Here is a 12698-nt window from a genome sequence, read left to right as displayed (position 1 = left end):
TCGTCACCGCGCGGCTTGATGTCCGCGCTGGTTTGTTATCAGCGCGGAGGTTGCAACCTGGGCGCAGATAACAAACCAGCGCGCGGACGCACAGTCCAGTCAAACCAGCGCGGACACACCGCTCAGTCGAACCAGAGTGCGAGTTCGCGGGCGGCGGACTCCGGCGAGTCCGAGCCGTGCACCAGGTTCTGCTGCACCTTGAGACCCCAGTCGCGACCGAGATCGCCACGGATCGTGCCGGGTGCCGCAGTGGTCGGATCCGTCGTGCCCGCGAGGGAGCGGAAACCCTCGATCACACGCTCACCCGCGATGCGCAGGACTACGACGGCCCCGCTCTCCATGAACTCGACGAGAGGCTCGTAGAATGGCTTGCCCTGGTGCTCCTCGTAGTGCTGGGAGAGCAGTTCGCGGGAGGCCTGCACCAGCTTCACGTCGACCAGCTGGTACCCCTTCGCCTCGATGCGGCGCAGGATCTCTCCGGTCAGGTTGCGGGACACGCCATCCGGCTTGACCAAAACAAGGGTTTCTTCGACGGTGCTCATGGGGACTCCTCGGTAGTTGTTGTTGTTGTCTCGGAACGTAGGTGGGCATTGCGGCGATCGAGTCGACGACCGGTGACGAAGCAGTAAATCCAGATGGCGAGGAAGAGCGCTCCGACGAAGTACATCAGCGGCACGAGCAGCCCGACGGCGATGAGAACCACCTGCAACACCCAGCCGAGCCAGACGCCGAAGGGATAGCGCACGAGGCGGCCATCGAGAAGCAGGATGACCACGAGCACCGCTCCCCCGCCGAAAGCCAGGCCGGCAGGCAGAACTTTCAGCCCGAAGACGGTGATGGTGACGAAGAATACGAGGATCGCCTCGAGCAGCAGCGCGATCGACAGCAGAGACTCCGTCGCCGAGCGCTGTCTGCGAGGAGCACGCATCCTCGGTTCAGTCACCGTTTCCATCCCTCCTGCTCAGCGAGCACCAGCGCGTCTCCGATGAGGGTGATGGAACCGGTGATGACCACACCGCGACGAGGAGCTTCGGATGCCCAGGACCTGGCCGACTCGACAGCGTGCTGCAGCGTGTCGAACTGGTAGGTCGCATCCTCGTGGGAGCGCTCGAGCACGATCTCCGCGAGCTCGTCGACGGGGACCGCGCGGTCAGAGCTCGACGCCGTCACATGGAACCGCTCGGTAACCGGCACGAGCGCGTCGATGATGCCGCGGGCATCCTTGTCGGCGAGCACCCCGATCACCAGGGCGACCCCGTCGAAGGTGAAGTAGCTCGTGATCGCCTTGGCGAGGGACTCTGCGCCATCGGGGTTGTGCGCCGCGTCGATGATCACTGTCGGCTCGATTCCGATCACCTGCAGGCGGCCGGGCGAGGATGCTGTCGCGAGGCCCTCTGCGAGCACGTCGCCAACCAACATCTGTTCCCCGCCGCCGAGGAAGGACTCGACAGCGGCGATTGCCACAGCGGCGTTCTGCGCCTGGTGGTCGCCGAAAAGCGGCAGGAACAGGTCACTGTAGGTTCCGGCGAGACCGCGCACCGAGATCAGCTGGCCGCCGACAGCGATGGTGTTACTCACGAGGTCGAAGGCCGCACCCTGCACGGCGATGCTGGACTCGGTCAGGTCGGCGGCGCGCTCGAGCTCGGCCAGCGCGGTTTCTGGCTGCCTGGCGGTCACGACTGACGACGCCGGCTTGATGATGCCCGACTTGGTGGCAGCGATCTGTGCGACGGTGTTCCCCAGCCGTGCCATGTGATCAAGGGAGATCGGCGTGAAGACGGCGACCACACCATCGCCAACGTTGGTGGAATCCCACTCGCCACCGAGGCCAACCTCGATCACCGCGACATCCACCGGTGCGTCCGAAAAGCTGGCGAAAGCCAGGGCGGTGAAGGCTTCGAAGAAGGTCAGCGGGAGTTCCCCCGCCGCCTCGAGTTCGACATCCACCAGCTTCAGGTAGGGTTCGATGTCGCGATAGTTCGCCACGAAAGCCTCGTTCGAGATGGGTGCGCCGTCGATCACGATACGCTCGTTGACCCGCACCAGATGCGGGCTCGTGAGCAGCCCAGCACGCAGGCCATAAGCCCGCAGGATGCTCTCCGCGATACGGCTGGTACTGGTCTTACCGTTGGTACCGGTGATGTGGATGATCGGGTAGGCCCGCTGCGGGTCGCCGAGCAGTTCGACCACGCGCCTGGTGGGCTTCAGCCTCGGCTGCGGGTTGGCCTCGCCGACGCGGGCGAGCAGTTCGTCGTAAACCCAGTCGGCATCCTTCTGGAAGAAGGCGTCGTCGCTCAGCTCTGGGTCGTGCGCATCGTGATCGTTAGACATCTGCTCCTGCTCCATGGATCGTTACCTCGACGAGAACGTCGCCGCTGTTGGCGTAGCGGCCGGCGACGACGAGTGAGCGAAAAGCGCCGACCCTGCCGTGCACCGCCGCGAAGACCTCGACATTCTCTTCTTCGGTGTCGACGAAGCGGATGTCAAGGGCGAGGGTCTCCTGCGCGATGGTTTCGCTGAACGGCTCGACCCCTCCGCGCTCGGAGTCGGAGGCGAAGTAGAGAGCCAGCGAAATCCGGTCACTGACCTTGAAGTTAGCCGCTTTCCGGGTATCCTGCACGGCACGGATGAGGTCGCGTGCGAGCCCCTCTGCCTCGAGTTCCCAGGTGGTCCGGGTGTCGAGCAGCACGAATCCTCCGCCAGGCAGGAAGGTGATCGCCTGGCTGTCGTCTGCCGCCTGGAGCTCGAGTTCAAACTCGCCGGGCAGCAACTCGATGCCACCGACGATCACGCTGTCACCGCTCGGCTGCCAGTCTCCGGCCTTCGATGCCTGGATGACCGCCTGCACCTGCTTTCCGATTCGCGGGCCTGCGGCACGCGCGTTGACAGTCAGCCTGCGGGTGATGCCGAAGTCGCCGAGGCTCTGCTCGGCGAGCTCACGGAGAATAACCGCCTTCACATTCAACTCATCGCGCAGGATGTCGGAGAACGCCGCAAGAGCGGATGACTTCTCGCTGACCACCGTCAACTCGGCAAGCGGCAGACGCACGCGCAGGCCGGTGGCTTTACGCAGTCCGAGACCGGAGGAGGCGATCTCGCGAACGCGGTCCATGGCCGTCACCAGTTCGTCGTCTTCTGGAAAGGATGCCGCATCTGGCCAGTCCTCAAGGTGCACGCTGCGCCCGCCGGTGAGACCACGCCAGATCTCCTCGGAGACGAGCGGGAGCAGCGGCGCCGCCACACGGGTCACCGTCTCGAGCACGGTGTAGAGCGTGTCGAAGGCTTCGCGTCCTCCGACAGACGCAGTGTCACCCGACCAGAAGCGGTCGCGGCTGCGACGCACGTACCAGTTGGTGAGCACGTCGGCGAAGTCACGCAGGGCGTTGGCTGCGAGCGGGCTATCCAGATTGTCGAGGTGCGTGGTGACATCGACGATCAGCCGCCGGGTCTTCGCCAGCAGGTAGCGGTCGAGCACGTCTGTCGAGTCGGTGCGCCAGCTCGCGGTGTAGCCGCTCGCATTCGCGTACAGGCTGAAGAAGTAGTAGCTGTTCCACAGCGGCAGCATGAGCTGCCGCACGCCTTCGCGGATACCCTCCTCGGTGACGATGAGGTTGCCGCCGCGGATGACGGAAGACGACATCAGGAACCAGCGCATCGCATCCGCGCCGTCCCTGTCGAAGACTTCGCTGACGTTGGGATAATTACGCAGGCTCTTCGATAGTTTCTTGCCGTCGCTGCCGAGCACGATGCCGTGGCTGATCACGTTCGTGAAGGCGGGCCGATCGAACAGCGCGGTCGACATGACATGCAGCAGGTAGAACCAACCGCGCGTCTGCCCGATGTACTCGACAATGAAGTCGGCAGGGTTGTGTTTTTCGAAGAACTCAGCGTTCTCGAAGGGATAGTGCAACTGCGCGAACGGCATCGATCCAGAGTCGAACCACACGTCGAGCACGTCCTCGATGCGTCGCATCGTCGACTGGCCAGTCGGATCGTCGGGGTTCGGACGGGTGAGCTCGTCAATAAATGGTCGGTGCAGGTCGGTTTGGCCCGCCGCATTCCTTGGCAGATCACCGAAATCGCGCTCCAGTTCGTCAAGGGAGCCGTAGACATCGACACGCGGATACTCCGGGTTGTCGCTCTTCCAGACCGGGATCGGGGAGCCCCAGTACCGATTGCGCGAGATAGACCAGTCGCGCGCGTTGGCAACCCACTTGCCGAACTGGCCGTCCTTGACGTTGTCTGGCACCCAGTTGATCTGCTGGTTGAGTTCGCCCATGCGATCGCGGATCTCGGTGACACGCACGAACCAGCTGGACACCGCCTTGTAGATGAGCGGGTTGCGACAGCGCCAGCAGTGCGGGTAGCTGTGCTCGTAACTTGCGACGCGCAGCAGCCGGCCGTCGGTGCGCAGCTTCTGAACCAGTGGCTTGTTGGCGTCGAAGACCTGGAGGCCGGCGACATCGGAGATGAGCGGCAGAAACTTCCCGCCCTCGTCGACGGAGATGATCACCGGGATTCCGGCGGCGGCACAGGTGATCTGGTCGTCTTCGCCGTAGGCGGGTGCCTGGTGCACGATGCCGGTGCCTTCACCGGTCGCAACGTAGTCAGCCACGAGGATCTGCCAGGCGTGCTGGGTGCCCCAGGCCGCCTCATCCGCGTAGTAGTCCCACAGCCGGTCGTAGCTAACTCCCTCGAGCTCCGAGCCGAGGATAGTACGCGACACCGCCGCGACCGCTTCTGCCGGTGATGCGTATCCGAGGTCCTTCGCGTAGGCGGCAACCGTGTCGGTGGCCAGCAGGAACTCCGAACTGAAATCAGCCGCATGCGTTGAGCCTGTCGAAGCGTCGGAGGCCCCGAGCGGTCCGCTTGGCACGACCGCGTATTCGATAGCCGGGCCCACGGCGAGTGCGAGGTTGGTGGGAAGGGTCCACGGCGTCGTCGTCCAGGCGAGAGCCTTGACGCCGGTGAGATGGAGACTCTCCGCTTTCGCCCCGTCGAGGGGAAAAGTGACGGTGACCGACTGGTCCTGGCGCATCTTGTAGACGTCGTCATCCATCCGCAGCTCATGATTGGAGAGCGGCGTCTCGTCATGCCAGCAGTAGGGCAGCACGCGAAAGCCCTCATAGGCCAGGCCCTTGTCGTGCAGCTGTTTGAAGGCCCAGATCACCGACTCCATGTAGGTGATGTCGAGAGTTTTGTAATCGTTCTCGAAGTCCACCCAGCGCGCCTGGCGTGTCACATACTCCTGCCACTCACGGGTGTACTCGAGCACCGACTCCCGTGCCTTCGAGTTGAAGACGGCGATACCCATGTCTTCGATCTGCGCTTTTTCCGTGATACCGAGCTGGCGCATGGCCTCGAGCTCGGCCGGGAGACCGTGGGTATCCCAGCCGAAGCGGCGGTGCACCTGCCGGCCACGCATCGTCTGGTAGCGCGGGAAGAGGTCCTTCGCATAGCCGGTGAGGAGATGTCCGTAGTGCGGCAGTCCGTTGGCGAACGGCGGTCCGTCGTAGAAGACCCACTCCGGGGCGCCATCGCGCTGGTCAATCGATGCCTGGAAGGTGCCGTCCTTCTTCCAGAAGTCGAGGATGCGTTCCTCGACCGCCGGGAAGCTCGGGCTCGACGAGAGCGGGCTTGCGTCTTCGTAACGGGGATAACTCATGTGTCTCCAGGTCGTCATCACAGACGAGGACGACTGACGCCGCGGTACCACCTCGCTTGCCGATCTTGCGACCGACCGCTCTTCACGGCTGTGACGGGCCTGCCCGCTCGGTTCTACCCGATCCAATCACTTTCGGGATTCGGACCGCTCTTCCGAGGACTCCCCGGTGATGGCCGGATCGCTGTCTATGCCAACAATTCTAATCTCACCCGGGCTGAGGATGTCGCGAGCTACCGGACCAACGGTGCATAGCGGCGTGGTCGACCCTGTCGACGGGATGCCACGGCGACATGCCAGACTAGAAACGATGAGCGAGATCGAGGTGAAGTCACCGGCCGACGGATCGCTGACCGTCATCATCGCACTGGGCACCAATCTGCTCGTGGCCATCGCCAAATCCGTCGCCGCCGCTCTCACCGGATCTGCGTCACTGGTGGCCGAGGCCGCACACTCCTGGGCGGACTTCGGCAACGAGATCTTCCTGCTGGTGGCCGACCGTCGCTCGGCGAAGAAGCGCGACGATCCACATCCTCTCGGTTACGGTCGCGAAGCCTATGTCTGGTCGATGATCGCGGCCTTCGGAATCTTCACCGCCGGTGCTGTCGTTTCGATCGCGCACGGCATCCAGGAGCTGTTCACGCCGGAGGACGCGAGCAACTTCGCGATCGCTTACGTCGTGCTCGCCATCTCATTCCTGCTCGAGGGGTTCTCCTTCCTGCAGGCGTTCCGGCAGGCGCGCGCCGGAGGCAGGGAACGTGGCATCAGCTCCGGCCGCTACGCACTGACCAGTTCCCATGCGACGCTGCGTGCCGTGTTCGCCGAGGACGCCGCTGCTCTCCTCGGCCTCCTGATCGCTTTCGTCGGCATCCTTCTGCACCAGGTGACAGGGCTCGCGGCCTTCGACTCGCTCGGCTCGATCCTGGTCGGGGTACTGCTCGCCATCGTGGCCGTCGTGCTGATCGATCGCAACCGCCGCTTCCTGGTCGGCGAGAACCCGGATGCCCGGCTCCGCAACGAGGTACTGGTCGGCATGCTCGCCCGCCCAGAGATTGATCGCGTCACCTATCTGCACCTCGAGTTCGTGGGTCCAGGACAAATCTTCCTGGTGGCGGCCGTCGACCTCCGGGGCAACGACCCGGAAACCCAGGTCGCGGTGGTGCTCCGTCGGCTCGCGGATGAGATCCAACTCAACGAGCACGTGGAGGAAGCTGTTCTCACCCTTGCCATGCCCGACGAGCCGTCGCTGGTCCCAGCGAAAACTGGCGGCTAGGACAGCGAGTGATCGAGTCCTGACGACACCACAGTGAATGCGGCTGACATGTAGTCGACGAGTGGCCCCCGCCCGATGCCGTCGCGCGCCCACACGGTCCAGGCCGCAGAGATAGCGCCAGACAGGGCGTTCGCGGCGGAGAGCACGAGCAGGTCGTCGGCCGGACGACCGAGGTGGCCTGCCAGGAAGTCCGCGATCAGGTCGGAACGCCGTGCGAGGCGCGCGAGGCCCGATGATCGGGTCTCCTCCCGTGTTTCCATGACGTCGTCCTGGGTGAGGGCGAGCGGCACCCGGTCCACGCCGATCTCGCGCACCGCCCGCACGATCGCCTCATGCAGTGCGGCGAGCGCCGGCGAGTCGGCCGGAGCATTCTGCAATTCGACTGCCAGGCGATCGATTCCGGCATCCAGTTCGACCCACAGCAGGTCGCTCTTGGCGGCGAAGTAGTTGAAGAAGGTGTTGCGACTCACTCCCGCGCGCTGGGCGATCTGGTCGATCGTGGTGGCGGCGTATCCGGTCTCTAGGAACAGTTCGGCGGCAGCATCTTCGAGCATCGACCGCGAGGAGGTTCTCGGCCGCCCGACAGCAGGGTGCCCGGTCGAGGCACGTGGGGCGGAGGCTCGTCCGGCGGCATTCGACCTGGCGGGAATGATTGCCTCCTCCGTGTTGTAATACTGTACTGAGTCCAATAATAGCCACCCGCGTGGCCGGAACAGCAGAGAGCCGACAGTGAAACGCATCATCACCCCCCTCATCGCCATTGCCTCGATCGCGTTGCTCGTCGCAGGCTGCAGTTCGGCTGCGCCCGCCGGGAGCAGCACGCCCGTCTCCGGCGGCACACTCGTCTATGCCACCGGGGATGCTGAGCCCACCTGCCTCGATCCTCACGTCGGAGGCAACTACCCTCAGGCGCTCGTGGCCACTCAGTACCTCGAGTCGCTCGTCTCCAAGAACAAGAAGGGCGACATCATCCCGTGGCTCGCGACCAAGTGGTCGGAGGCCAAGGACGGCCTCAGCTGGGACTTCACCCTGCGCGACAATGTGAAGTTCACCGACGGCACGGCGCTCACGGCCAATGCCGTCGCGGCCAACGTCGCCCATCTGCAGAACCCAGCCACCGCCTCTTCGACCGGCTACCTCGCCCTCGCCAAGGTCACCGGGGTGACCTCGGTCGACGAGCACACTGCCCGTATCACTCTGAGCAGCCCGGACAGCTCCCTGCTCGACTCTTTCTCCCAGACCTGGCTGGCCATCGAGTCGCCGACAGCCCTGAAGCGCAGCCAGGATGTGAACTGCGAGTCCCCCGTCGGTACCGGCCCTTTCATCGTGAAGAAGTGGGATCGCCAGCAGTCGGTGACCCTGGTGCGCAACAACGACTACAACTCGCCGCCAGCGGATGCCGCCCACAAGGGCAAGGCCTACCTCTCGTCCATCGAGTGGCGCTTCCTGCCCGACTCCGCCTCCCGCTATGCCGCGCTCCAGGCCGGAACCGTCGACGTGATCGACAACGTGCAGCCGGACACGATCGTGGCGGCGAAAAACAGCAAGGGTATCCAGCAGATCGACGCACCTCGTCCTGGGGCATCCAACCGGATCGAACTCAACTCGAGCATCGCGCCCTTTGACGACGAGCGCGTTCGGGAGGCCTTCATCCGGTCCGCAAACGTGAACGACGCGGTGAAGAGTCTCTTCTTCGGCACCGCGAAGCGCTCATACTCCGCGCTCTCCAGCGTTGAAGCGCTCGGCGTCTCAGAGCCCAAACTCTTCGGCTACGACCAGAAGGCGGCCGCCCAACTCCTCGACGAGGCAGGGTGGACGCAGAAAGATGCTAATGGCTACCGGGTCAAAGACGGCAAGACTCTCGAACTCGACTTCCCGGTGAGCACCAACCAGTCGATCCCTGCGGAGCAGTCGCTCTTCGAGCAGCTGCAGGCCACGACAAAGGAGGCGGGTTTCAAGGTAAACCTCCATCCACTCGACCTGTCGAGCTGGTACGCGGCCCTCGGCAAAAACCAATACAACCTGGTGAGCGCGCCGTATACGAAGGTGGGTCCTGATGTGCTGAACATCCTGTTCAACTCGGCCGGCACCAAGCCCGCGCCCAGTGGCTACTTCGCCAATCATGCGCAGGTCAAGGATCCCGCACTGGATGCCCTGCTGGTCAAGGCCGGCCAGGTCTCCGATCCGAACGAGCGCGCATCGCTCTACAAGAAGGCGCAAGGCATCGTGCTCGGCGGGTACTACATCCTGCCGCTCTACGACCAGCAGAACCACTATCTCCTGCGCTCCGACGTGAAAGGGCTCAGGGCACTGCCGACGGTGTCGACGCCGACGCTCTACGACACGTGGCTGCAGCACTGATAGGAGGAGAGGCTCCGCCTCGAACCACGAGACGACGCCGCTGGCTTCCGTGGCTGCTGCTGCGGTTGGGTGGCGTCGTCTTCGTGCTCTGGGCCGTCGCGACCCTGACCTTCTTCGCAATTCGGCTCATTCCCGGCGACCCGGCCGAGGCAATCCTCGGGGGGCCTGGATCGCAGGCGAGTGCTGAGGCCCTCGCGCAGGCCCGCGCGGACTACGGCCTCGATCAGCCGCTCATCCTGCAGTACCTCCGTTTTCTCGGGCGCCTGGTGATGGGTGACCTCGGGCGCTCCTACGCGCTGCACGACTCCGTGCTGAGCGTTATCGGCCAGAATCTCGGCGGAACGCTGCTGCTCGCGATCATGTCCCTGGTCGTCGCGAGCCTGATCGCGCTCGGACTCGCGGCCTGGTCCACGCGGGGCGGCCGGATCGCAGCCGGCATCAGCTCGGTTCTGGAGATCGTCGCGGCCGCCGTTCCGCACTTCTGGCTCGCGATCTCCCTCATCCTGCTGTTCAGTTCGATACTCGGATGGCTGCCACCGGTGAGCGTGCCTGGCCCGGTTGGACTCGTGCTGCCGGTGCTTACCCTCGCCCTGCCGCTCTCCGGCTTTCTCGGACAGGTCATGCGCGAGTCGATGCTCGACGCCATGGCATCGCCCTTCGTGCTCTCGGCACGCGCCCGCGGTGAGAGCGAGAACGAGGTCTTCTGGTTGCATGCGCTCCGCCACGCCGCGATTCCGGCGATCGGACTGGCCGGCTGGGCCTTCGGAGCCCTGATCAGCGGCGCCGTGGTGGTCGAAACGATCTTCGCGAGGCCAGGTATCGGCCGCAGCCTGCTCTCGGCCGTCCAACAGCGCGACGTACCACTGGTGGTTGGTGTGGTGATCGTGGTCGCGCTGGCCTACATGCTGGTGACCACGCTCACCGACCTCGCCGACAGGCTCATCGATCCTCGACTGCGGAGAGCTGATCGATGAGGCGAATCAGGCCGATCGAAGTGTTCTCCGTCGTCGTGATCGCGCTCCTCGTGGTCGCGGCGCTCGCGCCGTCGGTGCTGGCGCCCGGCGATCCACTCGCCATCCATCCGCTGCAGAGTTTCCGCGCGCCATCTTTCGCGCACCTGTTCGGCACCGACGAATCGGGGCGGGACATCTACACCCGCGTCATCCATGGAACAGGCGCGTCACTCCTGATCGGGCTGGCAGCCACAGCGATCGGGGTCATCCTGGCGATGATCTTCGGACTCCTCGCCGGCCTCGGCCCGCGCTGGCTCGATTTCGGCACCACCCGTTTTCTCGAGGTGCTGTTCGCTTTTCCCGGCCTCCTCTTCGCGCTGCTGTTCATCGTCATCTACGGTCCGGGCGTGGTGACGTCGACGATCGCCGTGGGGCTTGCCACCGCGCCGGGGTATGCACGCATCATCCGGAGCCAGGTACTCGTGGTGAGGCGGGCGCCGTACCTGGAGGCGGCCATGGTGCTCGGGCGAGGTAGTACGAACCGCGTCATCCATCACCTGCTGCCCAACGTGGCCGGTTCGCTCTTCGTGCTGGTCACACTCGGCATCGGGCAGTCGATCGTCTGGGCCTCCTCGCTCAGCTACCTCGGCCTCGGCGCGGTACCACCGGCCGCGGAATGGGGCGCGATGCTCTCCGCCGGGCGCACCTACATCACCTCGTTCTGGTGGATGACCTTCTTCCCGGGGCTCTTCATCGTGCTGAGCGCCGTGGTGACAACCCTGCTCGGACGAAGCCTGCAGCAGAGGCTGAGGTCGTCATGAATCCGCTCCTCACGGTTCGCGACCTTTCCGTGCGCTTCGGTTCGTCACTGGTCGTCGACGATGTCTCCTTCGCCATGGAGCCGGGCGAATGTCTGGCGATCGTCGGAGAGTCTGGTTCGGGTAAGAGCGTGACGGCGCGTACCATCCTGGGGCTCGCGGGCGTCGGCGCCACGGTCGCGGCATCCGCTCTCCGTTTCGACGAAACCGACATCCTGGATGCCTCACCGCGACGGCTGCGGAGCCTGCGCGGGCGGGAGATCGGCCTGATCTCACAGGGCGCCATGGTCGCGCTCGACCCACTGGTGCCGGTCGGTCGCGAGGTCGCGGACGCCCTGCGCATCCACACCTCCCTCACCCCGAAGCAGCGACAGGCCCGTGTCGTCGAGTTGCTCACCGAGGCGGGAGTGCCGGAGCCGGGGCTGCGCGCCTCACAGCGCCCCGACGAGCTCTCCGGTGGCCTGCGCCAACGTGCAGTAATCGCCTCGGCGATCGCGCTACGTCCACGGCTGCTCATCGCCGACGAACCGACGACGGCACTCGATACGACGGTGCAGGCCGGAATCCTCGACCTGCTCGAGCGCTTCCGCGCCGAGGGCACCGCGATCCTGCTGATCAGCCATGACCTGGCCGTCGTGAGCAGACTGGCCTCCCGCATCGCGGTGATGGAGAAGGGCCGGATCGTGGAGACGGGGGCGACGGCGGAGGTGCTCGGGGCTCCGCAGCATCCATACACCCGCCGACTGATCGCGGCAGTACCCACCGATCGCCCTCGCGGCAGCAGGCTCACGGATGTGCCAGCCTCAGCGGTCGTCGATGTGCCGGCCTCAGCGGTCGTCGATGTGCCCGACGAGGTCGTGCTCGAGGCCAGCGACCTTGTACGACGCTTCGGTGCGCGCCTCGCTGTCGACGACGTGAGCTTCACACTGCAGCGTGGACGCACCCTCGGGGTGGTCGGTGAGTCGGGTTCCGGAAAGACTACCGTCGCACGCCTCGTACTCGCGCTGGAGCATCCGGATGCCGGCAGCGTCAGCCTGCTCGGACAACCATGGTCTTCCGCGGCCGAAGCCGACCGCCGCACCCGTCGCCCACGCATCGGAGCCATTTACCAGGATGCGCTGAGCTCCTTCGATCCGCGACTCACCGTCGGCCAGATCCTGTCGGATGCACTGACCAGCGGACGGTCGACACGCGCCGATGTGTCGGAGCTTCTCGACCAGGTCGGCATCGATCCGGCGCTGGCGAAACGGCGCCCGCGTCACCTGTCGGGCGGCCAGCAGCAGCGCGTCGCGATCGCACGGGCGATCGCCCCGCGCCCGGACATCCTCATCTGTGACGAACCGGTGTCGAGCCTCGATGTCTCCGTGCAGGCGCAGGTGCTCGACCTGCTCGACGACCTGCAGCGCCGACATGGGCTCAGCTATCTCTTCATCACGCACGACCTCGGTGTCGTTCGGCACATGAGTGATGAGGTCCTGGTGATGCGCGACGGTCGGGTGCTCGAATCAGGCCCGACAGAAGACGTCTTCACCACGCCGCGGCACGACTACACCCGGGAACTCATCGCGTCGGCGCCGCGGATCGGCTAGCACCCTCGACCGACTAACACCGGCTCGGTGACTATGACAGGC

10 protein-coding genes are annotated in these 12698 nt (G+C 65.1%); 5 read left to right on the top strand and 5 right to left on the bottom strand.

What is annotated here, in order from left to right:
- Window positions 1-122 precede the first annotated feature (122 nt).
- From ndk to ileS, 4 genes are read right to left on the bottom strand one after another with little or no spacing between them, the layout of a single operon-like run.
- On the bottom strand, window positions 123-542 hold the full coding sequence (gene ndk / locus ABIB56_RS02795) for a nucleoside-diphosphate kinase (RefSeq protein WP_354567350.1): 420 nt from the start codon (window positions 540-542) through the stop codon (window positions 123-125).
- Entirely contained in the window at window positions 539-943 is a 405-nt protein-coding gene (locus tag ABIB56_RS02790) for a DUF4233 domain-containing protein (protein WP_354567349.1), read from the bottom strand. Before ABIB56_RS02790 ends, ndk begins: the two co-directional genes overlap by 4 nt.
- A complete protein-coding gene (locus ABIB56_RS02785; RefSeq protein ID WP_354567348.1) occupies window positions 940-2331 on the bottom strand; it encodes a bifunctional folylpolyglutamate synthase/dihydrofolate synthase in 1392 nt (463 codons plus the stop codon). Before ABIB56_RS02785 ends, ABIB56_RS02790 begins: the two co-directional genes overlap by 4 nt.
- Window positions 2324-5665, bottom strand: coding sequence for an isoleucine--tRNA ligase (gene ileS / locus ABIB56_RS02780; RefSeq protein ID WP_354567347.1), 3342 nt, complete (start codon window positions 5663-5665; stop codon window positions 2324-2326). The genes ABIB56_RS02785 and ileS overlap by 8 nt, the downstream gene beginning before the upstream one ends.
- A 307-nt stretch (window positions 5666-5972) precedes the next feature.
- Between ileS and ABIB56_RS02775 the strand changes: the two genes are divergently transcribed.
- Window positions 5973-6935, top strand: coding sequence for a cation diffusion facilitator family transporter (locus ABIB56_RS02775; protein WP_354567345.1), 963 nt, complete (start codon window positions 5973-5975; stop codon window positions 6933-6935).
- On the opposite strand, the gene ABIB56_RS02770 is transcribed toward ABIB56_RS02775, so the two are convergent.
- Window positions 6932-7624, bottom strand: a complete 693-nt coding sequence (locus ABIB56_RS02770; RefSeq protein WP_354567343.1) for a TetR/AcrR family transcriptional regulator — start codon at window positions 7622-7624, stop codon at window positions 6932-6934. The two genes, ABIB56_RS02775 and ABIB56_RS02770, sit on opposite strands and share 4 nt — an antisense overlap.
- A gap of 40 nt (window positions 7625-7664) precedes the next feature.
- Between ABIB56_RS02770 and ABIB56_RS02765 the strand changes: the two genes are divergently transcribed.
- From ABIB56_RS02765 to ABIB56_RS02750, 4 genes are read left to right on the top strand one after another with little or no spacing between them, the layout of a single operon-like run.
- The gene (locus tag ABIB56_RS02765; protein ID WP_354567342.1) at window positions 7665-9296 is read left to right on the top strand and encodes an ABC transporter substrate-binding protein; all 1632 of its coding nucleotides are present in this window, start codon (window positions 7665-7667) and stop codon (window positions 9294-9296) included.
- A complete protein-coding gene (locus tag ABIB56_RS02760) occupies window positions 9281-10270 on the top strand; it encodes an ABC transporter permease (RefSeq protein WP_502917536.1) in 990 nt (329 codons plus the stop codon). The genes ABIB56_RS02765 and ABIB56_RS02760 overlap by 16 nt, the downstream gene beginning before the upstream one ends.
- Entirely contained in the window at window positions 10267-11070 is an 804-nt protein-coding gene (locus ABIB56_RS02755; protein ID WP_354567341.1) for an ABC transporter permease, read from the top strand. Before ABIB56_RS02760 ends, ABIB56_RS02755 begins: the two co-directional genes overlap by 4 nt.
- The gene (locus ABIB56_RS02750) at window positions 11067-12656 is read left to right on the top strand and encodes a dipeptide ABC transporter ATP-binding protein (RefSeq protein WP_354567340.1); all 1590 of its coding nucleotides are present in this window, start codon (window positions 11067-11069) and stop codon (window positions 12654-12656) included. The genes ABIB56_RS02755 and ABIB56_RS02750 overlap by 4 nt, the downstream gene beginning before the upstream one ends.
- Window positions 12657-12698: the final 42 nt, after the last annotated feature.

Origin of the sequence: Glaciihabitans sp. UYNi722 (genome assembly GCF_040549465.1) — a bacterium.
Taxonomy (GTDB): Bacteria; Actinomycetota; Actinomycetes; order Actinomycetales; family Microbacteriaceae; genus Lacisediminihabitans.
Note: the sequence above shows the minus strand (reverse complement) of the source record. Positions and strands in the feature narration are given on the sequence as shown.

What these genes read in the sequence shown, in the direction of transcription:
- ABIB56_RS02755 (WP_354567341.1), top strand. Translation starts at nt 10,267, where the DNA reads ATGAGGCGAATCAGGCCGATCGAAGTGTTCTCCGTCGTCGTGATCGCG.
- ileS (WP_354567347.1), bottom strand. Translation starts at nt 5,665, where the DNA reads ATGAGTTATCCCCGTTACGAAGACGCAAGCCCGCTCTCGTCGAGCCCG.
- ndk (WP_354567350.1), bottom strand. Translation starts at nt 542, where the DNA reads ATGAGCACCGTCGAAGAAACCCTTGTTTTGGTCAAGCCGGATGGCGTG.
- ABIB56_RS02785 (WP_354567348.1), bottom strand. Translation starts at nt 2,331, where the DNA reads ATGTCTAACGATCACGATGCGCACGACCCAGAGCTGAGCGACGACGCC.
- ABIB56_RS02750 (WP_354567340.1), top strand. Translation starts at nt 11,067, where the DNA reads ATGAATCCGCTCCTCACGGTTCGCGACCTTTCCGTGCGCTTCGGTTCG.
- ABIB56_RS02775 (WP_354567345.1), top strand. Translation starts at nt 5,973, where the DNA reads ATGAGCGAGATCGAGGTGAAGTCACCGGCCGACGGATCGCTGACCGTC.